Here is a 25,230-nt window from a genome sequence, read left to right on the forward strand (position 1 = left end):
AGGACGGGTTCTTCGAAGCGACGATGCGGTCAGTGCGTACGCGCAACCGCAAACTCACTCAGCTCCACCAGCGCATCGCGGTATTCGCTCGGCGGCAGGGCTTCCAGACAGGCAATGGCGCGGGCGGCGAAGTCGCGTGCCAGCCTGGCGGTGTAGTCCAGCGCGCCGGCGCTTTCGACAGCGTTGCGGATGCTTTCGAGATCTTCCAGGCCGCCTTTCTGGATTGCCTGGCGAACCAGTGCGGCCTGCTCGGGCGTACCTTCGCGCATGGTGTAGATCAGCGGCAGCGTAGGCTTGCCCTCGGCGAGGTCGTCACCGACGTTCTTGCCCAGGGTTTCGGCATCGCCGCGATAATCGAGCAAGTCATCGACCAGCTGGAATGCAACGCCCAGGTGATCACCGAAAGTGCGCAGTGCTTCGCTCTGCTCTTCGGTGGCGCCGCACAATGCCGCGGCGCTATGGGTCGAGGCCTCGAACAGCATGGCGGTCTTGCCGCGAATGACTTCCATGTAGGTTTCTTCGGTGGTGCTGGCGTCGCGCACCTTGGACAACTGCAATACCTCGCCTTCGGCGATGATACGAGTCGCCTTGGACAGAATCTGCATGACCGACATCGAGCCCAGTTCGACCATCATCTCGAACGAGCGGGAATAAAGGAAATCGCCGACCAGCACGCTGGGCGCGTTGCCCCACAGGGCGTTGGCGGTGGAGCGGCCACGGCGCATGCCGGACATGTCGACCACGTCGTCGTGCAGCAGGGTGGCGGTGTGCAGGAATTCGATGGTGGCGGCCAGCAATCGCAGGTCATCGCCTTCACGGCCAAGGGCTTTGCCGCACAGCAGCACCAGCAGAGGGCGCAGGCGTTTGCCGCCGGCAGACGTGATGTAATCGCCGATCTTCGAGACCAGCGGCACACGCGACGTCAGCTGCTTCTTGATGATAAGGTCAACGGCACTAAAGTCGTCCGCCACCGCGCGGTAGAAGGCTTGGGGTTGCATCAGCGACACGTGCTCCGGATAGGTTGCGCCGCATGCTAGGTCGCGGGGTAGAGCGTGTCAAGGCGTGACGAGCGGCCACTTGCAAGCCGTGTAGTCCTTGCGTACAATCGCGCACCCTAACTTTCCTGGGCAGCACCTGCCTTACGCAATTGCACACCAGGCCGTTCCAGCCCTGTGCAGCCATGCCAGCCGATACTCTTCTTATAAAGAGCTGGGTGAGCAGGATTTTCGGAGAAATACCATGTACGCAGTAATTGTTACCGGTGGCAAGCAGTACAAAGTCGCCCCAGGTGAATACCTGAAAATCGAAAAACTGGAAATCGCTACTGGCGAATCCGTCACTTTTGACCGCGTCCTGCTGGTTGGCAATGGCGACGACGTCAATATCGGTGCTCCAGTTGTTGCTGGCGCTACCGTTGTGGCTGAAGTGGTTTCGCAAGGTCGTCACGATAAGGTTCGCATCATCAAGTTCCGTCGTCGTAAGCACCACATGAAGCGTATGGGCCACCGCCAGTGGTACACCGAGATCAAAATCACAGGTATTCAGGCTTAATTCAGCCTAATCCTCATTTGGAGAATTGACTCATGGCACACAAAAAAGCTGGTGGTAGTACCCGTAACGGTCGCGACTCAGAAGCCAAACGCCTTGGCGTTAAGATGTATGGCGGCCAGGCTATCGTTCCTGGCAACATCATCGTGCGTCAGCGCGGCACTCAATTCCACGCTGGCTATGGCGTTGGTATGGGTAAAGATCACACCCTGTTCGCGAAAGTGGAAGGCGTGATCAAGTTTCAGGTTAAAGGCGCCTTCGGTCGTCGCTACGTGAGCATCGTTCCGAAGACTGAAGTCTCCGCAGCGTAATCACGCAGTAGCTTGAAAAGCCCTGTCTTGCGACGGGGCTTTTTTGTTTGTAGATGTTGGTGAGTCTCTTGCAAAGCTGTTTGTGCGGGCTGTTGTGATGTTGACCCTTGTGGTCACTGGTTTCTGATCGGGATCGCAACGCTCATCTTTGCAAGAGTCTTATGTATTTATGTGGTTCTGCTCGTCCCTGTGGCGGGAGGCGTGCGTTATGAAATTTGTAGATGAAGTATCCATTCGAGTAAAAGCCGGTGACGGCGGCAACGGTTGCATGAGCTTCCGTCGCGAAAAATTCATCGAAAACGGTGGTCCGAATGGTGGTGATGGTGGCGACGGCGGCTCGGTCTATATGATCGCCGACGAAAACCTCAACACTCTGGTCGACTACCGTTATACCCGTCACTTCGACGCCGAGCGTGGCTCCAATGGCGGCAGCACTGACTGCACTGGGCGCAAGGGTGAGGATCTGGTGCTTCGTGTGCCGGTCGGCACCACCATCATCGATGCGACGACCCAGGAAATCATCGGCGACCTGACCAAGGCCGGTCAGCGCCTGATGGTTGCTCAGGGCGGCTGGCACGGTCTGGGTAACACTCGTTTCAAATCCAGTACCAACCGCGCGCCACGTCAGACGACGCCGGGCAAGCCGGGTGATCAGCGTGATCTCAAGCTGGAGCTGAAAGTGCTGGCGGACGTCGGTCTGCTGGGTCTGCCGAATGCTGGCAAAAGCACCTTCATCCGCTCGGTTTCCGCAGCCAAGCCCAAGGTTGCGGACTACCCGTTCACCACGCTGGTGCCGAACCTGGGCGTGGTCAGCGTCGACCGCTGGAAGAGCTTCGTCGTCGCGGACATCCCGGGTCTGATCGAAGGTGCCTCCGACGGCGCCGGCCTGGGTATCCGTTTCCTCAAGCACCTGGCACGCACCCGTCTGCTGCTGCACCTCGTGGACATGGCGCCGCTGGATGAAACCAGTGCCGCGGATTCGGCCGAGGTTATCGTCAACGAGCTGATCAAGTTCAGCCCGTCGCTGGCTGAGCGTGACCGCTGGCTGGTCCTGAACAAGTGCGATCAGTTGCCCGAAGAAGAGCAGGAAGCCCGCAAGCAGGAAATCATCGAGCGTCTGGAGTGGACCGGTCCGGTCTACGTCATTTCGGCGATTGCCAAGCAGGGTACCGAACAGCTTTCCCGCGACATCATGCGCTATCTGGAAGAGCGCAGTCTGCGCATCGCCGAAGAGCCTGGTTACGCTGAAGAGCTGGCCGAGCTGGATCAGCGCATCGAAGACGAAGCTCGTGCCCAGCTGCAGGCGCTGGATGACCAGCGTGCCCTGCGCCGTAGCGGCGTGAAGAGCGTGCATGACATCGGCGACGATGACTGGGACGAAGAAGATGTGGACGATGAAGATGGTCCGGAAATCATTTACGTCCGCGACTGATCGCTTGCAGTAAACTTGAACGCCGCTACCAAGTGATAGCGGCGTTTTTGTATCCCGAATTTGAAAACTCTCTGGCTAAGGTTGGAAGATGATGCGCAGCAAAGTGACGGGTGCCCAGCGCTGGGTCGTGAAGATTGGCAGTGCCTTGCTGACAGCTGACGGCAAGGGGCTGGATCGCACGGCCATGGGTGTGTGGGTCGAGCAGATGGTGGCGTTGCGCGAAGCGGGCGTCGAAATGGTCCTGGTGTCTTCCGGCGCGGTTGCTGCCGGCATGAGTCGTCTGGGCTGGACCACGCGACCCAGTGCAATGCACGAGCTGCAGGCCGCCGCTGCGATCGGTCAGATGGGCCTGGTTCAGGCCTGGGAATCGAGCTTTGCCGAATACGGTCGGCATACCGCGCAGATTCTGCTGACCCATGACGACCTATCCGACCGCAAGCGCTACCTCAACGCCCGTAGCACGTTGCGGGCGTTGGTTGAGCTGGGCGTTGTCCCGGTTATCAACGAAAACGACACGGTGGTCACCGACGAGATCCGTTTCGGCGATAACGATACGCTGGCTGCGCTGGTCGCCAATCTGGTCGAGGCAGATCTGCTGGTCATTCTCACTGACCGCGACGGCATGTTCGATGCCGACCCGCGCAACAATCCCGAGGCGCAGCTGATCTACGAAGCGCGCGCCGACGATCCCGCGCTGGATGCAGTGGCTGGCGGCACGGGTGGCGCGCTGGGGCGCGGCGGCATGCAGACCAAGCTGCGTGCGGCGCGTCTGGCGGCGCGCTCTGGTGCGCACACCCTCATTGTCGGTGGGCGTATCGAGCGCGTACTGGCGCGTCTCAAGGGCGGCGAGCGCCTGGGTACGCTGTTGTCTCCCGAGCGCGGCATGCTCGCCGCCCGCAAGCAGTGGCTCGCTGGACATCTGCAAACCCGCGGAACCCTGGTGCTGGATGATGGTGCCGTAGCGGCGCTGGCCAAGGATCACAAGAGCTTGCTGCCGGTTGGCGTGAAATTGGTTCAGGGCAGTTTTCGGCGTGGCGAGATGGTGGTGTGCGTCGCGCCGGACGGACGTGAAATCGCCCGTGGTCTTAGCAATTACAGTGCTGTCGAGGCCCAGAAGATCATTGGTCAATCCTCGGAAGCCATTGTGCGTGAGCTGGGCTACATGGCTGAACCTGAACTGATCCACCGGGATAACCTGGTGCTGGTCTGATGTGCGTCCTGCAAGGAAAAGTCCGATGCGTCTGATGAAGAGTGTTCTGGTCGCGCTGCTGGCATTGCCGGCGGTTGCGGCTGCCGAGGAGATAGGTCAGGTGTCGACCGTGTTCAAGCTGGTCGGCCCGAATGACCGGATCGTCGTCGAGGCGTTCGACGACCCCAAGGTCGAGGGCGTGACCTGCTATCTGTCACGCGCCAAAACCGGCGGGGTCAAGGGTGGCCTGGGATTGGCCGAAGACCGTGCTGAGGCATCAATCGCATGCCGGCAGGTCGGGCCGATCCGCTTTCAGCCGCCGCTGAAGGATGGTGAAGAAGTCTTCAAGGAGCGCACCTCGCTGGTGTTCAAGACCATGCAGGTCGTGCGTTTTCTGGATGAGAAGCGCAACACCCTGGTGTATCTGGTCTACAGCGACAGGGTCATCGAAGGCAGCCCGCAAAACGCCGTGACGGCGATTCCGATTCTGCCGTGGCCGCAAACGCCCTGATCTGTGGGGCCGAGCTTGTAGGAGCGGGGCAGGCAGCAAATCCCGGGCAATAAAAAACCGACCCTTGGGTCGGTTTTTCAACAAGCAGATCGCTTAAGCTGCAGCAGCTTGTGCCAGAGCTTTGATGTGGCCATTCAGGCGGCCTTTATGGCGAGCAGCTTTGTTCTTGTGGATGATGCCTTTGTCGGCCATACGGTCGATAACAGGCACTGCCAGAACATAAGCAGCTTGCGCTTTCTCAGCGTCTTTTGCGTCGATGGCTTTAACTACATTCTTGATGTAGGTACGAACCATGGAACGCAGGCTGGCGTTGTGGCTGCGACGCTTCTCAGCCTGTTTTGCACGTTTTTTGGCGGAAGGTGTGTTGGCCACCGTCGAGCTCCTCGAAAGACTTTGTGAAATAGCGAACAAAATAGGCCGCGAATCATGCCGATGAGTTGCAGTGTTGTCAAGGGCAGTTGGGCCCTTCCGCTGAGTGGTCGCAACATTTTTCCGGGTGATTCATTTCCGGCGTGTGACCTGTAAACTCGCGGGCTTTGCTTCGGGCTGTTCGCGGCGCGGAGTATCGCATAAATGGATCGCTTGATCGCTGATCCTTTGGCCGAGGCACACGACTCTTCACATGAACCTACTTAAGTCGCTGGCGGCCGTCAGCTCTATCACGATGCTTTCCCGGGTTCTGGGTTTCATTCGGGACACGATCATCGCGCGCGCATTCGGAGCCGGTATGGCTACGGATGCCTTCTTTATTGCCTTCAAACTGCCGAACCTGTTGCGCCGGATCTTTGCCGAGGGTGCATTTTCCCAGGCATTCGTGCCGATTCTGGCCGAATACAAAAGCCAGCAAGGCGAGGAGGCGACCCGGACGTTCGTTGCCTATGTCACCGGGCTGCTGACGCTGGCGCTGGCGCTGGTCACCTTGCTGGGCGTGGTGTTCGCGCCCTGGGTGATCTGGGCAACGGCACCGGGCTTTGTCGATTCTCCTGAAAAGTTTGCGCTGACGTCGGACCTGTTGCGCGTGACCTTTCCTTATATATTGCTGATTTCTCTGTCATCGCTGGCCGGGGCCATTCTCAACACCTGGAACCGCTTTTCAGTGCCAGCCTTCGTGCCGACGCTGCTGAACGTCAGCATGATCGTTTTCGCCCTGTTCCTGACGCCATACTTCGATCCGCCGGTGATGGCGCTGGGCTGGGCTGTGCTGGCCGGTGGTCTGCTGCAGCTGCTCTATCAGCTGCCGCACCTGAAGAAGATCGGCATGCTGGTGCTGCCGCGCCTGAATCTCCGTGACTCGGGCGTCTGGCGGGTGATGCGCCAGATGCTGCCGGCGATTCTTGGCGTGTCCGTCAGTCAGATTTCCCTGATCATCAACACGATTTTCGCCTCGTTCCTGGTCGCAGGTTCAGTGTCGTGGATGTACTATGCCGACCGCCTGATGGAGCTGCCTTCGGGTGTTCTGGGTGTGGCGCTGGGCACGATTCTGTTGCCGATCCTTTCAAAGACCTATGCCCAGAAGGATCGCCACGAGTACTCGCGCATTCTCGACTGGGGGCTGCGTCTGTGTTTCGTGCTGGTGCTCCCGTGCACCCTGGCCCTTGGGCTGCTGGCCGAGCCTTTGACTGTTTCCCTGTTTCAGTACGGCAAGTTCGACGCGCTGGATGCCGCAATGACCCAGCGGGCGCTGATCGCCTACTCGGTGGGTCTGCTCGGCATCATCCTTATCAAGGTGCTGGCGCCGGGGTTCTATGCGCAGCAGAACATTCGCACGCCGGTGAAAATCGCCATTTTCACCCTGATCGTGACGCAGCTGCTTAACCTGGCGTTCATCGTGCCGCTGCAACATGCCGGTCTGGCGCTGGCGATCAGTGTTGGTGCGTGCATCAATGCCGGGCTGTTGTTCTGGCAACTGCGCCGTCAGGATCTGTTTCAGCCGCAACCGGGATGGGCAAAGTTTCTGCTCAAGCTGATCGTTGCGGTCACGGCCATGTCAGCCGTCCTGCTGGGGCTTATGCACTGGATGCCGGCCTGGGATCAGGGGGTTATGTTCGAACGTTTCATGCGCTTGGGTGTTCTTGTCGTCGCGGGTGTGGTTACCTATTTCGCCATGCTTTTGTTGATGGGCTTTCGTCTTCGGGATTTCGCTCGCAAGGCCATCCTGTAGGCAGATTTTCAAAGGTTGGCTGTCGGTTTGGCGCATTGCGTACCGACAGCTGTTATCGGGCCCTGGCGTGTTGCCTGTCGTCCAGGGCCGTGTGTGGTTATAATCGGCCACTTTATGAGCAAGAAGTGCGTTATGCAGCTGGTCAGAGGCCTCCACAATCTGCGCCCCCATCATCGGGGTTGCGTCGCCACGATTGGCAATTTCGACGGTGTACATCGCGGCCACCAAGCTATTCTGGCGCGTCTTCGCGAGCGTGCGGTCGAGTTGGGCGTACCCAGCTGCGTGGTGATTTTCGAGCCTCAGCCGCGTGAGTTCTTCGCGCCTGAAACCGCGCCGGCACGTCTGGCGCGTCTGCGCGACAAGCTGGAACTGTTCGCGGAGCAGGGTGTTGACCGGGTGCTGTGTCTGTCTTTCAATCAGCGGCTGAGCAAGCTCAGTGCAGCGGAATTCGTCGCGACTGTGTTGATCGACGGCCTGGGTATCCAGCATCTTGAAGTGGGCGATGACTTCCGTTTCGGCTGCGACCGGGTTGGGGACTTCAACTTCCTGCAACAGGCCGGCAACGCCCATGGATTCAGCGTAGAAGCGGCGCAGACCGTTGAAATCGATGGCGTCCGGGTCAGCAGTACTCAGGTGCGTAAAGCCCTGGCGAGTTCGGACTTCGCCCTTGCCGAGCGTTTGCTCGGTCGCCCGTTCCAGATCACCGGACGGGTTCTGCATGGCCAGAAGCTGGCGCGTCAACTGGGTACGCCCACCGCCAACGTGCAACTCAAGCGTCGTCGCGTGCCACTGAGCGGAGTCTATCTGGTCAGCACGCAAATCGATGGCAAGACCTGGCCGGGCGTCGCCAACATTGGCGTGCGTCCGACCGTCGCCGGTGACGGCAGCGCCCACCTTGAGGTGCATCTTCTGGATTTTGCCGGCGACCTTTATGGCCGGCGTCTTACGGTGGCTTTCCACCACAAACTGCGTGATGAGCAGCGTTTTTCCTCGTTGGAGGCGCTCAAGACGGCGATCAATGCGGACGTCGCCGCCGCCCGTGCCCATTGGCATGGTTAACAGCTAATCAAGAGCCTGAAATGACCGACTATAAAGCCACGCTAAACCTTCCGGACACCGCCTTCCCGATGAAGGCCGGCCTGCCCCAGCGCGAGCCGCAAACTCTGCAGCGCTGGGACAGCATTGGCCTGTACCAGAAGCTGCGTGAAATTGGCAAGGACCGTCCCAAGTTCGTCCTGCACGACGGTCCGCCCTATGCCAACGGCACTATTCATATCGGTCATGCCGTAAACAAGATTCTCAAGGACATGATCGTGCGCTCCAAGACCCTGGCCGGTTTCGATGCGCCGTACATTCCGGGCTGGGACTGCCACGGCCTGCCGATCGAGCACAAGGTCGAAGTGACTCACGGCAAGAACCTGTCCGCCAACAAGACGCGTGAACTGTGCCGCGCCTATGCCGCCGAGCAGATCGAAGGCCAGAAGGCCGAGTTCATCCGCCTGGGTGTGCTGGGCGACTGGAACAACCCGTACCTGACCATGAATTTTGCCAACGAGGCGGGAGAAATCCGTGCGCTGGCTGAAATGGTCAAGGGTGGCTTCGTGTTCAAGGGCCTGAAGCCGGTCAACTGGTGTTTCGACTGTGGTTCGGCGCTGGCTGAAGCGGAAGTCGAATACCAGGACAAGAAGTCGGCAACCATCGACGTCGCCTTCCCGATTGCCGACGAAGCCAAGCTGGCTGCGGCTTTCGGCCTGCCTTCACTGGGCAAGCCGGCCTCGATCGTCATCTGGACTACCACCCCGTGGACCATCCCGGCCAACCAGGCGCTGAACGTCCATCCGGAATTCGAATACGCGCTGGTCGATGTCGGCGACAAGCTGCTGGTACTGGCGTCCGAGCTGGTCGAAAGCTGCCTTGCGCGCTACAAGCTGGAAGGCTCGGTCATCGCCACGACCACCGGTCAGGCGCTTGAGCTGATCAACTTCCGTCACCCGTTCTACGACCGTCTGTCGCCAGTGTATCTGGCTGACTACGTCGAGCTGGGTGCAGGCACGGGCGTGGTTCACTGCTCGCCGGCTTACGGTGTCGACGACTTCGTGATCAGCAAAAGCTACGGCATGACCAACGATGACATCATCAGCCCGGTGCAGAGCAACGGCGTGTATGTCGAATCGCTGGAGTTCTTCGGTGGCCAGTTCATCTTCAAGGCCAACCAGAACATCGTCGACAAGCTGGCCGAAGTGGGCAGCCTGATGCATACCGAAACCATCAGCCATAGCTACATGCACTGCTGGCGCCACAAGACGCCTCTGATCTACCGCGCTACCGCGCAGTGGTTCGTTGGCATGGACAAGCAGCCGGAAACGGGCGACACCCTGCGTCTGCGCGCGGTCAAGGCCATCGAAGACACCAAGTTCGTTCCGGCCTGGGGTCAGGCGCGTCTGCATTCGATGATCGCCAACCGTCCGGACTGGTGCATCTCGCGTCAGCGTAACTGGGGCGTGCCGATCCCGTTTTTCCTGCACAAGGAAAGCGGCGAGCTGCACCCGCGCACGGTCGAGCTGATGGAAGAAGTCGCCCAACGCGTCGAGAAAGAAGGCATCGAGGCCTGGTTCAAGCTGGATGCCAGTGAGTTGCTCGGTGACGAGGCCGCCATGTACGACAAGATCTCCGACACGCTGGACGTCTGGTTCGACTCGGGCACCACGCACTGGCATGTGCTGCGCGGCTCGCACCCGATGGGCCATGAAACCGGTCCGCGTGCCGATCTGTACCTGGAAGGTTCCGACCAGCACCGCGGCTGGTTCCACTCGTCGCTGTTGACCGGCTGTGCGATCGACAACCATGCACCGTACCGCGAACTGCTGACTCACGGTTTCACCGTCGACGAGAACGGTCGCAAGATGTCCAAGTCGCTGGGCAACGTCGTTGCGCCACAGAAGGTCAACGACACCCTGGGCGCGGACATCATGCGCCTGTGGGTTTCGGCGACTGACTATTCGGGCGAAATGGCGGTGTCCGACCAGATCCTGCAGCGCAGCGCCGATGCGTATCGCCGCATCCGCAACACCGCGCGCTTCCTGCTTTCCAACCTGTCGGGCTTCAACCCGGCGACCGACATCCTGCCGGCCGAGGAAATGCTCGCCCTGGATCGCTGGGCGGTGGATCGCACGCTGCTGCTGCAACGTGAACTGCAAGAGCACTACGGCGAATACCGCTTCTGGAACGTGTACTCCAAGGTCCACAACTTCTGCGTGCAGGAGCTGGGTGGTTTCTATCTGGATATCATCAAGGACCGCCAGTACACGACCGGCGCCAACAGCAAGGCGCGTCGCTCTTGCCAGACCGCGCTGTTCCACATCTCCGAGGCGCTGGTGCGCTGGATCGCACCGATCCTGGCGTTCACCGCCGATGAGCTGTGGCAGTTCCTGCCGGGCGAGCGCAACGAGTCGGTGATGCTCAACACCTGGTACGAAGGCCTGACCGAAATGCCGGAAGGCTTCGAGCTGGATCGCGCCTACTGGGACCGGATCATGGCGGTCAAAGCGTCCGTCAACAAGGAAATGGAAAACCTGCGAGCGGCCAAGGCCATCGGCGGCAACCTGCAGGCTGAAGTCACCTTGTATGCGGAAGATTCGCTGGTGTCCGACCTGTCGAAACTCGGCAGCGAGTTGCGTTTCGTGCTGATCACCTCGGCGGCCAGCGTGGCGCCGCTGGTTTCGGCTCCAGCCGATGCCGTGGTGACCGAAGTGGCTGGTCTGAAGCTCAAAGTGGTCAAGTCCGGCCACGCCAAGTGCGCCCGCTGCTGGCACTACCTCGAAACCGTCGGCGTTGATCCGGAGCACCCGGAGATCTGCGGTCGTTGCGTGGATAACATCAGCGGTACAGGCGAGGTGCGTCACTATGCCTAACAACGGGGCTGACAACGTCCAGAGCCGTTTCGGGCGTTTGAGCTGGTTGTGGTTGAGCTTGCTGGTGCTGGTCGTTGACCAGGCCAGCAAGTACTACTTCGAGCACCGGCTGGATCTGTATGAACAGATCGTGGTGATCCCTGATTACTTCAGCTGGATGCTGGCCTACAACACCGGCGCCGCCTTCAGTTTCCTGGCCGACAGTTCGGGGTGGCAGCGCTGGCTTTTCGCCCTGATCGCCATTGTCGTCAGCGTAGTGCTGGTGGTCTGGCTCAAGCGTCTCGGGCGTGGCGATACATGGCTGGCGGTCGCGCTGGCGCTGGTGCTTGGCGGCGCGCTGGGCAACCTTTACGACCGCATTGCCATCGGCCATGTGATCGATTTCATCTTCGTGCACTGGAAAGAACACGGCTTCCCGGCATTCAACGTGGCTGACAGTGCAATCACTGTCGGCGCGATCATGCTGGCGCTGGATATGTTCAAGAGCAAGAAAACCGGAGAAACCGTTCATGACTGAACAGTCATCGGCCTTGGGCTCGTCGGACGAGCTGCGAATCGGCCAGAACACGGAAGTCACTCTGCACTTCGCGTTGCGCCTGGAAAACGGCGACACCGTGGACAGCACCTTCGACAAGGCGCCTGCCACTTTCAAAGTCGGCGACGGCAACCTGCTGCCCGGCTTCGAGGCGGCGATTTTCGGCTTCAAGGCCGGTGACCGCCGAACCGTGCAGATCCCGCCGGAAAACGCCTTTGGTCAGCCCAACCCGCAAAACGTGCAGATCATGCCACGCTCGCAGTTTCAGGACATGGAACTGTCGGAAGGACTGCTGGTGATCTTCAACGATGCAGCCAACACTGAACTGCCGGGCGTGGTGAAAGCCTTCGACGATGACCAGGTCACCATCGATTTCAATCACCCGCTGGCCGGCAAGACCCTGGACTTCGAAGTACAGATACTCGAAGTGAAGGCGATTCTGGCTTCCTGACCGGTTCCTTGACCCGGCTTCGGCCGGGTAGCTCCGCACGTAAATACGAGGCACAGCATGCAAATCAAACTCGCCAACCCCCGCGGCTTCTGTGCCGGTGTGGATCGCGCGATCGAAATCGTCAATCGCGCCCTGGAAGTGTTTGGCCCGCCGATTTACGTGCGCCACGAAGTGGTTCATAACAAATTCGTCGTCGAAGATCTGCGCTCGCGCGGAGCGATCTTCGTCGAAGAACTCGATCAGGTGCCCGATGACGTCATCGTCATCTTCAGCGCCCATGGCGTTTCCCAGGCCGTACGCTCGGAAGCGGCCGGTCGCGGCCTGAAAGTGTTCGACGCTACCTGCCCGCTGGTGACCAAGGTGCATATCGAAGTCGCCCGTTACAGCCGCGACGGACGCGAATGCATTCTGATTGGCCACGAGGGTCACCCGGAAGTCGAAGGCACCATGGGTCAGTACGACGCCAGCAATGGCGGCGCGATCTATCTGGTCGAAGACGAGGAAGACGTCGCCGGCCTGCAGGTCCGCAATCCCGAGAACCTGGCGTTCGTCACCCAGACAACCCTGTCGATGGATGACACCAGCCGGGTCATCGACGCGCTGCGCCAACGCTTCCCGGCCATCGGTGGGCCGCGCAAGGATGACATCTGCTACGCCACGCAGAACCGCCAGGATGCGGTGAAGCAGCTGGCCGACGAGTGTGATGTCGTGCTGGTGGTGGGCAGTCCCAACAGCTCCAACTCCAACCGGCTGCGTGAGCTGGCCGAACGCATGGCGACCCCGGCCTATTTGATCGACGGGGCCGAAGACATGCAGCGCAGCTGGTTTGAGGGCGTCCAGCGCATCGGCATCACGGCGGGTGCCTCCGCACCGGAAGTGCTGGTGCGCGGCGTGATCCAGCAGTTGCAGGCGTGGGGCGCTACCGGCGCTGATGAACTGGCCGGTCGGGAGGAAAACATCACCTTCTCGATGCCCAAGGAACTGCGGGTCAAGTCGCTGTTGTAAGCCTGTTGGCCTGGTCATGAGCAGAGCGGGTGCGGGATCTTTGTGTCCTCTACCCGCACACGGCCGGTGATGTTCACGATCACGCGGTAATGGCTGATCGGCTGATCCTTGATACAGACGTGCAAGCTGCCGTTGGCGGCCCGTCGTAAACCGCCCAGGCCGTCGAAACTCAGATATTCCGCAACCTTGCTGTTGCCCACAATCCGGGTTCTGGCAGCGTTGGCGCGTTCGACCAGTACCGGGTCGCGCGCGTCCGGGCCCTTGCCGTCCAGATCCGCAATGATTCTCCAGCCGTTGCTCCAGTCCGCGTCAATGGCATGAATGGTAATCACCTGATTGCGTGTAACGGCGGCGACACGCGCCGAACGTATGCCGCTGGCCAGCTCCTGAGCCGCAGTCAGTCGGCGCTGGGCATCGACTAGCTCGGCTAAAGGCGGGGAAGCAAAATTGGCGAGAATCGCCAGCAGTGCAAAAACGATCAATAGCTCAATCAGGGTGAATCCTGCATGCTTCATGGGTTTTCCTCCCTGGAAAACATCATTCCAAACGCTTTCGGGCACTCGTCGCGGCAAAACAACCGTACGTCCCGCTATGGATTTTCCAACAGCGTTGCTGCCTTATAGTCGTAACGTCTAGGAGACACTCAATGCGCCCCATAGCCAAGGGATTCACCCTCGTCGAATTGTTAGTCACTGTGTCTCTGGTGGGCATTCTGGCCGCTATCGCCATTCCCAACTTCAGCAGCACGATCCGCAACAACAAGATCGACACAGAGGTCAGCGATTTGCAGCGCGCGCTCAACTATGCGCGGCTGGAGGCGATAAACAGGGGTGTGACTGTTCGAGTTGCGCCAGTAAATGGGGCTGACTGGGCGACTCAGTTGCAGGTCGTCGCGATAGCGTCCCAAACGGTGTTGCGTCTGGTCCCGGCATTGAGCAGCGGAGGTGTGCTGAATAGCGGCGGCGTAGCGGCAATCGACTTCAATAACCTCGGTGGCCTGAGTGCGCCGGCGTTGCCCGTTGATCTGGCCTATACGCGAGGTTCGACGACAAAGTTGATAAAGGTCTGCCTGACCGGGCGCATTGTTGCTAATGGAAACTGTTGATGCAGAAATTGAACTCGTCTCGCCAGCGCGGAATGACGCTGATCGAGGTATTGGTGTCTGTCCTGATCCTTGCCATCGGCCTGCTCGGCGCCGCGGCGATCCAGCTCAACGCCCTGAAATACACCGACAGCGCGACGATGAGCAGTCAGGCCAGCTTCATCGCCTACGACATGATGGATCGGATCCGCGCAAACGTTGATGGTAATGCGGTTGCGAATGGCACCACCGACGTCCTGACAACTTATGGGCTGGCCAATCTCGCAGCAGCGCCATCTGCCGGGAGTGACGCTCGCTCAATCGATCTGTCTGACTTCAGGAATAACATCACTAACTTTGCTGGTGCAGACGGCGCGGAAAGCAACATCATTATTGACAGGCCGATCGTGACCATTACTGTCGTGTGGGATGACGCTCGGGCACTGCGCTCCAGTGAGGGCGCCACAGGCGCTCCGCTTGCAGGCAGCAAGCGTTCTTTCGTGCTCAGTTCGCGCATAGGGATCAACCCATGAAGCGTTCGTCACGCGGCTTCGGTCTGGTCGAAATCATGGTGGCGCTGGTGCTGGGGCTGATAGTAAGCCTGGGCATCATCCAGATATTTACCGCCTCGCGAGCAACGTTCACCAGCCAGAACGCTGCCGCGCGTATGCAGGAAGATGCCCGCTTCGTGTTGAGCAAAATGATTCAGGAAATCCGTATGACAGGCATGGTGGGCTGTCTGGGAAGCGGGAGTTATCCGCTGGTTGCTGCTCCTCCAGAGCTCGTCAGGTCGTTGACACCGGCGGTCGATCCGGAAAGATCGATTCTCTGGGATAACACTGCCCGGACATTAACGTTGGTGACCGCCGACATCGGCACCGCTGGTACTACGCCGAACTGGACCATCCTTTCTGACTGCCAGACGTCCTCTAGGTTGTTTCTAGGAGCCAGGGCTCCCGCCGCTGGCCAGACCGCTTTTCCACTGCGACAGCTAATTTATGGCGTTAACGGCGGCACGTTGACACTGCGGGCGGGTGCAGGCGCTCCGATTCAAACTCTGCTGCAGAATGTCAGCGCTTTGGATATTCAATTTGGTATGGCAGGCAGCCCGATGACCTATACCAACGCTGTTACCTTGGTTACGTCTGTCGATGTCCGCAGTGTCCGTCTGACGTTGACTTTGGCGGATCCGAGCGGCCAGGTGAGGGAGCAGCGGTACAGCGCTGTGGCCTACCTGCGTAACCGATTTTGAACGGGTCCAGCGAAATGAGAACTATGTCATTGAAATCGGGCATGAACTTTAAGCACCGCCAGCGTGGCATGGTGCTGTTGGTGAGTCTGGTCTTTTTGCTTCTTCTAACTATGCTTGGCATCTCGTCAATGCAGAATGCCACTCTCCAGGAAAAAATGGCCGGCAGCGTAACCATGCGCAATGAATCGTTTCAGACGGCTGAAGCAGTCTTGCGACAAGGAGAGTCTGCAATAATGGTGGCCGGATATTCCTTGCCAAAATGCACAAACACCGTCACATGCCTCCCGCCGCCAGAATCAACTAACAGCGCACTCCCGACCCCAGGGTTCAACGGCAGCTCTGGCGTAACTTGGGTCAGAATCGAGGGCGGACTTTATGCCGTTCAGAACCTGGGCACGGCTACCAATCCCATCAGGCGACCGCCAACCTGCTCGGCATCGAGCACGGTCACGCTTTATCGGGTAACTGCAGTTGCCGAGAAAGGCGCAACCCGAACTGTGCTGGAGAGCATTTATGCGAATTGCTGAAATACTGCGGCGCTGCTTGAAGCTGGCAGCCGGCGCCTTATTGGGCTTCTATCTGGCAGCGCCGGTCTATGCGTTCACTCCTTCTCAGGTGCCCCTACTGAGTGCCTCTGCGGTGACACCCAATGTAATGCTCATGGTGGACAATTCAGGGAGCATGAACAACATAATCTGGGCCTCAGGCTTCAACCCCAATCTTGCGCGCCCAAAAATTACCTACTGGCAGTTATATAGCTGTGGGCGGGATACCTGTCAGATTTCTACAGACATCGATGGCAATGGCACGCTGATCCTGAGCTCCGCAAGCTCTTACAGCTGTGGAAATAGCAACTATACATACGTTGTTCGTGACGGAGTCTCTTACTGCCTGTTGTTGCCGGACCCGGCCGCGGGCGAAGGCTCGACGCGTTACACAGCAGATTATCTTTCATACCTGATCGACCTCACTCGCGCCAGCGGGAATTCAAGAACCAAGGACTTCACTGTTCCAGGCCTTATACCCAACGACTTCCGCATGAGGGTTGCGCGCAACGTATCCCTGGACCTGGTCAAAAACAACAGCCAGACGTTGAGAATCGGCTTGGCCGGTTTTAACGCACCCACGGGAACCAATTCGGGTCCGGGTGGCAAGATTTCCCGAAATGTTCTGGATTTGACAGCTGTCCAGCCCACGGCGTCCAATACGACAGGTGTGACCGCTGAAGCGGCAAAGCGCAATCTGGATGCGCTTAATGCAGCTATAACTGCAATTCGGGGCGACTCTAATACGCCCCTTGCGGAAACCTATTATGAAATCACCCGATACTTCCGGGGGATGGCGCCTTATTACAATAGCTTACCCACTCGCTATGAAAGCCCTATTCAATACAGGTGTCAGAAGAACGTCGGCGTGGTTATCACCGACGGTCTGCCTACTTTTGATCGGTCTTTTCCAAGCGACGACCCAGAAGATGCTGCCGACGGTGCTCGATCCCTCCCGAACTGGGATCTGAGGGCGAATGATGGCTTCAATCTGGCAGGTGATGGCGAGGGAGACACGCTTTATCTGGATGACCTGGCGCGGTTTGCGTATGACATTGACATGCGCAAGACCACTGGCACTTCGTCCGTCGATTTGACTTCGAAAAGCTGGGATACCGCCGGTTTTCCTCGGCAGAACATGACCACCTATACCATCGGATTCACTGCCGATAACCAGATGCTCATTGATGCCGCAGATGATCAGCATGGTCGCGGTAAGTATTTTCAAACGAATGATAGCGCTGGCTTGAATGCCGCGCTAAGCCAGGCCCTGAGCGACATCTATGCCAAGGCTGGCTCCGGCGGCGGAGGCGCGGCGAACTCGTCGACTTTACAGGCAGGCAGCCGCTTCTATCAGACACTTTACGATCCGACCGACTGGCGCGGCACAATCAGGGCTTACAACCTCAGTGCAACTACCGGTGAGCTTGGTTCGATCGAGTGGACCACCGACACCAGAATCACGAGCGGGTCACCAGGCCCGATCTTTGAATCCTGGAATACGGCTTCTCCCGCGCGAATCAATCTGGACTACAACAACTTCTCGGCGTCCCAGCGAGCTGTCATTGATACCGGTCTGCCCCCGGGGGTGAACGGTGCGAACCTGATCAACTGGAGCAAAGGTGTCAGCCATCCAGCGCTACGCAGCCGAACCCGAATACTGGGTGACATCGTCAACTCGCCACTGGCAGCAGCGTTGCCCAGCGACAAGACTGCGGTGGACTTGTTGGGCGACGGTACCTACACCACCTACCTCTCGAACAAGAACAGCAATATGGTCAATAGCCTGTTGGTAAATACCAACGATGGCTTTTTCAACGTTCTGAGTGCGGCTGGCGGAGAGCGTCGCTACGCCTACATGCCCTCAACGGTGCTGCCTGCCTTATCAACCGTCGCTTCAACTTCATATGGCTCCGGTGTACACAAATTCACAGTCGATGGTCAGATTTCCGTTTTTGATACTCAAGCCGGTGCCGCGTCAGCCTGGCGCACCGTTGCCTATGGCGGTACTGGGGCAGGAGGCAAAAGCTACTTCGCCATCAAGTTGTTTGAAGGGACGAACAACAATTCGATCAGCGCGCTTTGGGAGGTCAAGGCACCTGAACAATCAGAGCCCGGTAACAACTTCAATAACCTAGGCTTTGCCTATTCCAAACCAGAAGTCGCTCGCATGGCCAATGGAACCGGAATAGTGGTCATAGGGAACGGGTATGGCAGCTTTACCGGGCGGGCTTCCTTGCTGGTGCTCAATGCCAACACGGGGGCGTTCATCACTGAGATCCCGACTCCGGTGCTCAACAATGAGACTGACAACGGTCTGTCATCGGTGAAGCTCCGTGTGAACTCACAAAACGTGGTTCAGGCTGCATATGCCGGGGACCTCAAAGGCAGGATGTGGAAGTTCGATATGAGTTCCACGGCGGCCAGCGGCTGGAAAGTCGCCTTCAATGGTCAACCACTGTTCACCGCTCCGGGCGGCGCCAATCAGCCGATCACAGTACAACCCTTACTGATTGATCATCCACTTAACGGCAAGCTTGTTTACTTTGGCACCGGCAAGGTGAGTGAAGCCGCGGATAAGTTTACAAGTGCCCAGCAAGCGTTCTACGCCATCTGGGACGCGGATGGCGGATCGGGCAGCCTTGAAGAGGGTAATCTCCAGGCTCAGGCCGTCAACGGTACGGTCACGGGCAGCGCGGCCACCTACTTTACTTCGACTAGCAACCCTGTCGACTGGACCACCCGCAGGGGCTGGTACATGCCGTTGACCGCCAGTACGCTTTATCCAGGCGAGCGCATCATTTATCCAGCGCAAACCAGTCGCACCCGTATTATTTTCACTACTGCGTCGGTTAATTCCAGTGACCCTTGTGAGAGTACCGGCACGGGTCGCTTGTTTGAACTGGATTCTGTGACTGGAAGCATGCTGACCTATCAGGTTCTGGATACCAACGGTGACAATGACATCAGTACTGTCGATTCGATTGTCTCGGGTCAAAGTTTTGGCAGCGGTATACCTGTTCTGGCGTCAGTCGTCGCCGGCACGGGGGGCGCCAATGACAATAAGTACGTGCCGGATTCCAGCGGCGGCACGCCCAGCAGGCTACTGGAAAAGGGTGGCAGCGCTAATTTGTATCAACGCATCATGTGGCGACAGATCCAGTAGGGAAGTGATATGCGAGCGACAACCAAAGGCTTTACCTTGATCGAACTCATGATCGTGGTCGCGATTGTCGGTATTCTGGCTGCCATTGCGTACCCCAGTTACACCGAATATGTGAAACGCACACATCGGGCAGCGATTGCCACGCTGCTGGGTGAGCAGGCGCAGGTCCTGGAGCGCTGGTATTCGAGAAACGGAGTATATAACGGTACTCCCGGGCCCACCCTTTCTCAAGGCAACGCTTACTACAACATTGCATTTACGCCTGCGGCACAGACCTTTACCCTCGCAGCCACTGGCAAAGGTATGATGGCCAACGATAAGTGCGGGGTTTTCACAATCACCAACACCGGCGAACGCACCAATCCCGGCGGTACGGCAACCGTGAAGGAATGCTGGGGCCGCTAATCCTTCCGCTGGCTGAAGAACGAGATGCACATGCAACACGTAGTGATCGTCGGCGGCGGTGTTATCGGATTGCTGACTGCATTCAATCTGGCGTCCGAGCAGACCAAGGTGACACTGCTGGACCGTTCGGGCGTCGGGCAGGAGTCTTCGTGGGCGGGCGGCGGCATCGTCTCGCCGCTTTACCCCTGGCGCTACAGTTCCGCAGTGACCGCTCTGGCGCACTGGTCGCAGGATTTCTACCCGCACCTGAGCCAGCGCCTTCTCGCGCAGACCGGTCTGGATCCCGAGGTTCACACCACGGGTTTGTACTGGCTGGATCTGGAAGACGAACCACAGGCGCTGGAGTGGGCCGCTCGCGAAAACCGGCCCTTGAGCAGCGTTGAACTCAGCGCCGTGCGTGACGCGGTGCCAGTGTTGGGGCAAGGGTATTCGCGCGCGATCTACATGGCCGATGTGGCCAATGTGCGTAATCCGCGGCTGGTCAAATCGCTCAAGGCTGCGCTGTTGGCCATGCCTCATGTCGAGATCCGTGAGCACTGTGAGGTCAGCGGTTTCGTGCGTCAGGGTGAGCGGATTCTCGGTGTGAGCACCGGAGCCGGGGATGTGCTTGGGGATCGGGTGGTGCTGGCGGCGGGAGCGTGGAGCGGTGAGCTGCTCGGCACCCTCGGCGTGACGCTGCCGGTCGAGCCGGTAAAAGGGCAGATGATCCTCTACAAATGCGCGCCGGATTTTCTGTCCAGCATGGTGCTGGCGAAAGGGCGCTATGCGATTCCGCGCCGCGACGGGCATGTTCTGATCGGCAGCACGCTGGAGCATGAAGGCTTCGACAAAACCCCGACGTCGGTCGCGCTGGAAAGCCTGAAGGCTTCTGCGATCGAATTGTTGCCGGCACTGGCCGGCGCCGAGCCAGTCGCACACTGGGCCGGGCTACGTCCCGGCTCGCCGCAGGGCATTCCCTACATTGGGCCTCTGCCAGGACATGAAGGGCTTTGGCTCAATTGCGGCCACTACCGCAACGGCCTGGTACTTGCCCCGGCTTCCTGCCAGTTGCTGACCGACCTGCTGCTTGAGCGTGAACCAATCATTGACCCTGCGCCGTATGCTCCAACAGACCTGCCCAAATCGTAGGAGCGCGCTTGCCCGCGATCTGCCGGGGACCGGCAGCAACATGGTTCACGCGGTATACCTGAAACAACACGGTCGTCCGGTTTACTGCCGCTACGCGCCAGATCGTCGGATTGCCGCCCAGAGCAAGCGGATCGCCGCCCGGTCACTCCCACGCCCTCCGGGCAGAATCAAAAGCGGCTTCGCGGGCGCCATGAGATTCTATGTTTTAGGGCTACCCCTCAAACATAGAATCTCCTACCTAAAGCAGCAATTCAATCCAGCCCCAATTTCTTCAACCGATAGCGCATCGATCTGAATGACAGGCTCAGCCGCTCTGCCGCAGCCGTGCGGTTCCAGCGGGTTTCTTCAAGCGCCTGGAGGATCAGCCTGCGCTCGATGCTTTCCAGATAATCTTCCAGGTTGTTGATATCGGCCAGGCTCGGTCCGTCCTGCGCCTGTGGCGCGGCGATCTCGGCCAGGCGCAGGTCGGATGCGTGAATCTCGTCGTTCTCACACAGGGTGTAAGCCCGTTCCAGCATGTTCTCCAGCTCGCGCACGTTACCGGGAAAACGGTAACTCTTGAGCGTTTCCAGCGCCTGCGGGTGCAGGCTCGCGGGCGATTGGCCGCTGTTGCTGGCCAGGCGGCGCAGTATCGAAGTCGCCAGCTGTTCAATATCCTCGCGACGCTCGCGCAGCGACGGCACCCGCAACTCGATGACATTCAGCCGATAGTACAGATCCTGACGAAATCGTCCGGCCGTGACTTCGGCAGCCAGGTCCTTGTGAGTCGCACATAGAATGCGCACATCCATAATCTGTTCCTGCTGGTCGCCCACGCTGCGTACAGATTTTTCCTGTATCGCGCGCAGCAGTTTCACCTGCATGCCCATCGGCAGGTCGGCGACTTCATCAAGAAACAGCGTGCCATGGTGAGCCGCCTGGAACAGCCCGGGCTTGTCCTCGTGGGCGCCGCTGAAACTGCCCTTGCGATGGCCGAAAAACTCGCTTTCCATCAGGTCCGAAGGAATGGCACCGCAGTTGACCGGCAGGAAGGGCTTGTCCGCGCGCGAACCCTGTTCATGGAGCAAGCGGGCCACCAGCTCTTTGCCGCTGCCTGATTCGCCGCTGATGTAGATCGGTGCCTGGCTGCGTGCCAGCTTGCTGATCTGTGTGCGCAAGGTGCGCATCGGCGGGGAGTCACCCAGCAAGCGGCTGTCGACACTGCGCTCAGTCTGAGCTGCGGGATGCAGCCGTAGCGCGCTGTTGACCAGCTCGCGCAGGCGGCTCAGGTCTACCGGCTTGGTCACGAAATCGAACGCCCCGGATTTCAGCGCCTGAATGGCGGTGTCCAGGTTGCCATGCGCGGTGATCATCGCCACCGGCAGTTGCGGATGACTCTGCTGGATATGCTGCACCAGCTCCAGCCCGTTACCGTCAGGCAGGCGCATGTCGGTCAGGCACATGTCGAACGGCTCGCGCATCAGCCAGTCATGGGCCTCGGCCACATTTCGTGCGCTGCGTGTCTCAAGCTTCATGCGCCCCAGGGTGATTTCCAGGAGTTCACGAATGTCCGGCTCATCATCGACTATCAGGATCTTTTGCCGTTGGCTCATGCTCAGCTCGGTTTGAACGGGTGGGCGAAGGTAATGCGCAAACAGCTGCCGCCGCCATGACGCGGGCTGTATTCCAGGTGCGCCTGATTGCTTTCGCACAGCTCGCGCGAAAGGTAGAGGCCAAGGCCCGTGCCCTTGCTTTCAGTGGTAAAAAACGGCTCGAAGATTTTGCTCAGGTGCTGCTGCGGCACACCCGGCCCGTCATCCAGGACTTCCAGAACAGGGAGGTCGCTTCTCGGGTCGTGGAAAAGTTTCAGCCAGACTTGCGCCACCTCGTGGATCTTGCCGCTGTAGCGCAGACCGTTCTGCAGCAGGTTGGTCGCCACCTGATTGAGCTGTTCGGCGTCCATGCGGGTGGTCAGCATGCCCTGGCCTATTTCGGTGTGCGTCAACTGGCGCGGCGGTGCACTGCTGCGCACTCCGGCGACAAAGTTCTCCAGCCAGTGCCGCAGGTCCAGAAGTTCGGGGCGCGCTTCGCGCCGTCTGGACAGCTGCAGGACGTTTTCGATGACCAGATTGATACGCCGAGACTGGTCCTGAATGATCTGCCCGAGGCGGCGATCCGATGCGCTCAGTTCCTCCGACTCGATGAGCAACTGGGCTGCGTGACTGACCGCGCCCAGCGGGTTGCGAATTTCGTGGGCGATGCTCGCCGTGAGCCGCCCCAGCGCCGCCAGCTTCAGCTGCTGGGCCTGCTGAGTAATCTGCGACAGGTCTTCCAGAAAGATCAGCGTCTGACGCTGATCGCCACGGTTGAGCGCGGCAAAGCTCGGTTGCAGGATCGGACCCAGCGCGGAGGTCGTGACGCTGCGCGGCACCCGGATCGGGTTGATCAGCCACTGGCGAAGGCGGTCGACCAGTTGCGGGGAGAAGGCGTCGATGACTTCGCCCACCAACTGCTCGTGACCGAGCAGGTTAAGCGCGCCCTGATTCGCCAAAAGCACCTGACGGCGCGCGTCCAGCACCAGGATGCCGGTGCGCATGCGCTGCAGGATCAGTGCGTTGAGTTCTTCGAGACTATCGACATCTGCCGCGCGTTGTTCGGCCAGCACTTCACTGACCTGCATGCGAGCGGTCAGTGCCTGCACCAGAAGCGCGGCGGCGAAACACAGCGTGCCGAGTGAGCCGGCCTGCACGTAATGGTTGGAGACGGCCGGGGTGCTGAAACTGATGTAGAAGGTCAGGTAGATAATGCCGATGGCGGACGTCGCTGCGATCAGCAGCCCGAAACGGCCGCGCAGCAGCACATTACTGATGGCGACCGAGGCAATGAGCAAGTTGCCGATGCCGCTTGAAGGTCCACCGGCAGCGTAGAACAGCCCTGACAGGAGAATGGCGTCGGTCATGGCCAGACTGAACAGCTGGGCTTTGCGTCGTGGACGCTCCAGCAGGACCACGACCAGAATGTTGAACACCAGATACAACCAGCAGCCTGCGCGGAACAGGTTGGTATCGGCCATTTGCAGCAGCTCGGTGTCCAGGCTGCTGGAGGTCAGCAGAACCAGCAATACCCCGATGGTCAGTCGATACAGGTGGTACAGACGCAGGATTCGTTGCGCCTGTGGCGTATCGAGTGAAAGGGCTTCAGCGGTCACGAGTCGCAGGGCCTTCCAGCCGGTGCGCCTCGCTGCAGTACCATTGCTGTTCCTGGCTCAATGCACGGTCACGAGGAAGATGAACGCCACAGTGGGCGCAACGCACCATGGGAGCTGCATTTTCAGGCGGCTCGGCGCGTCCGCGTGGCGCGGGAGGGTTGAGCAGTCGCTTGACGAACCAGATAACCGCCAGGATCAAGGCGACCCACAAAATTATGCGAAACATGTCTACCCGCTTAGTGTTTGAATTCCAAGCAGTGTAGCCAAGCTGCGAGCGCCCGGACAGCGACAAAATCAGGCCATGTTCAAAGGCGCAGGTCCCGTCGGCATCCAGAACAGCGGGCATAAAAAAAGAGGCCCGCGGGCCTCTTCTTTGAGCATCGTGAATCAGTCGAACAGGCCCAGCGTCATGTAGCTGAACCAGGAGCGGCTTTTCTCGCCACGCGCTTCGGCTTCTTCCGCTGCCTGCTCGTCCAGCTCAGCCTGGTTCTCCGGCAGCAATTCCTTTGGAATGGCGTCCTTGGCTTCCTGATACTGACGCTGCACGTCCTGATTGGCGCGGGTTTCGCCCGGCGGCAACGGCGCTTTATTGTCAATCAACCCCAGCGTTGCCTTAGACAGCCACGAGCGGTTGTCGGCCTCGACCTGACGAGGAGTGAACTCGCCGTCCGCCAGCTGTGGGTGGTTGGGGTAGTTGGTCTTGAGCACTTCAAGGCTGGTGGCAGCCAGGTCGTCCAGATGCAGGCGCTGATACGACTCGACCATCACCGCCAGACCGTCGGCGACGGATGGGGTTTCCTGGAAGTTTTCCACCACGTAACGGCCACGGTTGGCAGCGGCCACGTAAGCCTGACGCGTCAGATAGTAATCGGCTACGTGGATTTCATACGAAGCCAGCAGATTACGCAGATAGATCATGCGCTGCTTGGCGTCTGGCGCGTAACGGCTGTTGGGGAAGCGGCTGGTCAGCTGGGCGAATTCGTTGAACGAATCGCGAGCGGCGCCCGGGTCACGCTTGGTCTGGTCCAGCGGCAGGAAGCGCGCCAGCAGGCCGACGTCCTGGTCGAAGGACGTCAGGCCCTTCATGTAATAGGCGTAATCGACGTTGGGGTGCTGCGGATGCAGACGGATGAAGCGCTCGGCAGCCGACTTGGCAGCCTCGGGTTCGCCGTTCTTGTAGTTGGAGTAGATCAGCTCCAGCTGCGCCTGATCGGCGTAGCGACCGAACGGGTAGCGCGATTCCAGCGCCTTGAGTTTCTCGGTGGCGCTGTTGTAGCTGTTATTGCCCAGGTCGGCCTGCGCCTGCTGGTACAGCTCGACTTCGCTGAGGTTTTCGTCGATGACTTCCTTCGACGAACAGGCCGCAGTCGTTGCGAGGATGGCGATCAGCAGCAGGTGTTTCACTTGCATGG

Annotated in this window: 25 protein-coding genes; 18 read left to right on the forward strand and 7 right to left on the reverse strand. The window is 59.3% G+C overall.

Annotation, left to right across the window (positions count from 1 at the left end):
• Positions 1-29: 29 nt before the first annotated feature.
• The gene (locus J3P77_RS03535) at positions 30-998 is read right to left on the reverse strand and encodes a polyprenyl synthetase family protein (RefSeq protein ID WP_434679631.1); all 969 of its coding nucleotides are present in this window, start codon (positions 996-998) and stop codon (positions 30-32) included.
• Between the two features lie 241 nt (positions 999-1,239).
• Here J3P77_RS03535 and rplU point away from each other — a divergent pair, with 241 nt between their 5' ends.
• The 5 genes from rplU to J3P77_RS03560 all read left to right on the forward strand — a co-directional run bounded on the left by rplU (position 1,240) and on the right by J3P77_RS03560 (position 4,991).
• Positions 1,240-1,551 (forward strand): 50S ribosomal protein L21, encoded by a 312-nt coding sequence (gene rplU / locus J3P77_RS03540; RefSeq protein WP_002551971.1) that lies wholly within the window; start codon positions 1,240-1,242, stop codon positions 1,549-1,551.
• A gap of 32 nt (positions 1,552-1,583) precedes the next feature.
• Complete coding sequence (rpmA, locus tag J3P77_RS03545; RefSeq protein WP_025261879.1) at positions 1,584-1,859, forward strand: 50S ribosomal protein L27; 276 nt, start codon at positions 1,584-1,586, stop codon at positions 1,857-1,859.
• Positions 1,860-2,067: 208 nt separating this feature from the next.
• Positions 2,068-3,291: an Obg family GTPase CgtA gene (gene cgtA / locus J3P77_RS03550; protein ID WP_434679638.1), complete on the forward strand. Its 1,224-nt coding sequence runs from the start codon at positions 2,068-2,070 to the stop codon at positions 3,289-3,291.
• 91 nt (positions 3,292-3,382) lie between these two features.
• Positions 3,383-4,501: a glutamate 5-kinase gene (gene proB, locus J3P77_RS03555; RefSeq protein ID WP_434681869.1), complete on the forward strand. Its 1,119-nt coding sequence runs from the start codon at positions 3,383-3,385 to the stop codon at positions 4,499-4,501.
• Positions 4,502-4,526: 25 nt separating this feature from the next.
• On the forward strand, positions 4,527-4,991 hold the full coding sequence (locus tag J3P77_RS03560; protein WP_434679641.1) for a CreA family protein: 465 nt from the start codon (positions 4,527-4,529) through the stop codon (positions 4,989-4,991).
• Between the two features lie 93 nt (positions 4,992-5,084).
• Here J3P77_RS03560 and rpsT read toward each other — a convergent pair whose 3' ends face one another.
• Positions 5,085-5,363 carry a 30S ribosomal protein S20 gene (gene rpsT, locus J3P77_RS03565; protein WP_434679644.1) on the reverse strand — a complete coding sequence of 93 codons (279 nt, stop codon included), beginning with the start codon at positions 5,361-5,363 and terminating at the stop codon, positions 5,085-5,087.
• A 250-nt stretch (positions 5,364-5,613) separates the two neighbouring features.
• Here rpsT and murJ point away from each other — a divergent pair, with 250 nt between their 5' ends.
• The 6 genes from murJ (at position 5,614) to ispH (ending at position 13,054) form a co-directional block, all read left to right on the forward strand.
• Positions 5,614-7,152: a murein biosynthesis integral membrane protein MurJ gene (murJ, locus tag J3P77_RS03570; RefSeq protein WP_434679646.1), complete on the forward strand. Its 1,539-nt coding sequence runs from the start codon at positions 5,614-5,616 to the stop codon at positions 7,150-7,152.
• A 132-nt stretch (positions 7,153-7,284) separates the two neighbouring features.
• Entirely contained in the window at positions 7,285-8,211 is a 927-nt protein-coding gene (gene ribF, locus J3P77_RS03575) for a bifunctional riboflavin kinase/FAD synthetase (protein ID WP_434679649.1), read from the forward strand.
• Positions 8,212-8,231: 20 nt separating this feature from the next.
• Positions 8,232-11,063: an isoleucine--tRNA ligase gene (ileS, locus tag J3P77_RS03580; RefSeq protein ID WP_434679651.1), complete on the forward strand. Its 2,832-nt coding sequence runs from the start codon at positions 8,232-8,234 to the stop codon at positions 11,061-11,063.
• Positions 11,056-11,580 (forward strand): signal peptidase II, encoded by a 525-nt coding sequence (lspA, locus tag J3P77_RS03585; protein WP_434679653.1) that lies wholly within the window; start codon positions 11,056-11,058, stop codon positions 11,578-11,580. Before ileS ends, lspA begins: the two co-directional genes overlap by 8 nt.
• Positions 11,573-12,049 carry an FKBP-type peptidyl-prolyl cis-trans isomerase gene (locus J3P77_RS03590; RefSeq protein ID WP_434679655.1) on the forward strand — a complete coding sequence of 159 codons (477 nt, stop codon included), beginning with the start codon at positions 11,573-11,575 and terminating at the stop codon, positions 12,047-12,049. The genes lspA and J3P77_RS03590 overlap by 8 nt, the downstream gene beginning before the upstream one ends.
• Before the next feature lie 57 nt (positions 12,050-12,106).
• Positions 12,107-13,054, forward strand: coding sequence for a 4-hydroxy-3-methylbut-2-enyl diphosphate reductase (gene ispH / locus J3P77_RS03595; protein WP_434679656.1), 948 nt, complete (start codon positions 12,107-12,109; stop codon positions 13,052-13,054).
• 14 nt (positions 13,055-13,068) lie between these two features.
• Here ispH and J3P77_RS03600 read toward each other — a convergent pair whose 3' ends face one another.
• A complete protein-coding gene (locus tag J3P77_RS03600; protein ID WP_434679657.1) occupies positions 13,069-13,569 on the reverse strand; it encodes a GspH/FimT family pseudopilin in 501 nt (166 codons plus the stop codon).
• 131 nt (positions 13,570-13,700) lie between these two features.
• On the opposite strand from J3P77_RS03600, the gene J3P77_RS03605 reads away from it, so the two are divergent.
• From J3P77_RS03605 to thiO, 7 genes are read left to right on the forward strand one after another with little or no spacing between them, the layout of a single operon-like run.
• The gene (locus J3P77_RS03605) at positions 13,701-14,159 is read left to right on the forward strand and encodes a GspH/FimT family pseudopilin (protein WP_434679658.1); all 459 of its coding nucleotides are present in this window, start codon (positions 13,701-13,703) and stop codon (positions 14,157-14,159) included.
• Complete coding sequence (gene pilV / locus J3P77_RS03610; protein ID WP_434679659.1) at positions 14,159-14,668, forward strand: type IV pilus modification protein PilV; 510 nt, start codon at positions 14,159-14,161, stop codon at positions 14,666-14,668. The genes J3P77_RS03605 and pilV overlap by 1 nt, the downstream gene beginning before the upstream one ends.
• Positions 14,665-15,387, forward strand: a complete 723-nt coding sequence (locus J3P77_RS03615; protein WP_434679660.1) for a PilW family protein — start codon at positions 14,665-14,667, stop codon at positions 15,385-15,387. Before pilV ends, J3P77_RS03615 begins: the two co-directional genes overlap by 4 nt.
• Positions 15,388-15,401: 14 nt before the next feature.
• Positions 15,402-15,914 carry a pilus assembly PilX family protein gene (locus J3P77_RS03620; RefSeq protein ID WP_434679661.1) on the forward strand — a complete coding sequence of 171 codons (513 nt, stop codon included), beginning with the start codon at positions 15,402-15,404 and terminating at the stop codon, positions 15,912-15,914.
• Entirely contained in the window at positions 15,901-19,098 is a 3,198-nt protein-coding gene (locus tag J3P77_RS03625; protein WP_434679663.1) for a pilus assembly protein, read from the forward strand. The genes J3P77_RS03620 and J3P77_RS03625 overlap by 14 nt, the downstream gene beginning before the upstream one ends.
• A 9-nt stretch (positions 19,099-19,107) precedes the next feature.
• A complete protein-coding gene (locus J3P77_RS03630; protein ID WP_434679664.1) occupies positions 19,108-19,503 on the forward strand; it encodes a type IV pilin protein in 396 nt (131 codons plus the stop codon).
• A gap of 24 nt (positions 19,504-19,527) precedes the next feature.
• Complete coding sequence (gene thiO / locus J3P77_RS03635; protein ID WP_434679666.1) at positions 19,528-20,631, forward strand: glycine oxidase ThiO; 1,104 nt, start codon at positions 19,528-19,530, stop codon at positions 20,629-20,631.
• 251 nt (positions 20,632-20,882) lie between these two features.
• Here thiO and J3P77_RS03640 read toward each other — a convergent pair whose 3' ends face one another.
• The 4 genes from J3P77_RS03640 to J3P77_RS03655 all read right to left on the reverse strand — a co-directional run bounded on the left by J3P77_RS03640 (position 20,883) and on the right by J3P77_RS03655 (position 25,228).
• A complete protein-coding gene (locus tag J3P77_RS03640; RefSeq protein WP_434679668.1) occupies positions 20,883-22,223 on the reverse strand; it encodes a sigma-54-dependent transcriptional regulator in 1,341 nt (446 codons plus the stop codon).
• Between the two features lie 2 nt (positions 22,224-22,225).
• Positions 22,226-23,818 carry a sensor histidine kinase gene (locus J3P77_RS03645; RefSeq protein WP_434679669.1) on the reverse strand — a complete coding sequence of 531 codons (1,593 nt, stop codon included), beginning with the start codon at positions 23,816-23,818 and terminating at the stop codon, positions 22,226-22,228.
• The gene (locus J3P77_RS03650; RefSeq protein WP_434679670.1) at positions 23,808-24,044 is read right to left on the reverse strand and encodes a PP0621 family protein; all 237 of its coding nucleotides are present in this window, start codon (positions 24,042-24,044) and stop codon (positions 23,808-23,810) included. Before J3P77_RS03650 ends, J3P77_RS03645 begins: the two co-directional genes overlap by 11 nt.
• Positions 24,045-24,205: 161 nt before the next feature.
• A complete protein-coding gene (locus tag J3P77_RS03655; protein ID WP_434679671.1) occupies positions 24,206-25,228 on the reverse strand; it encodes an outer membrane protein assembly factor BamD in 1,023 nt (340 codons plus the stop codon).
• Positions 25,229-25,230: the final 2 nt, after the last annotated feature.

Origin of the sequence: Pseudomonas sp. R1-18, from assembly GCF_051132095.1 — a bacterium.
In the GTDB taxonomy this organism is placed as follows: Bacteria; Pseudomonadota; Gammaproteobacteria; order Pseudomonadales; family Pseudomonadaceae; genus Aquipseudomonas.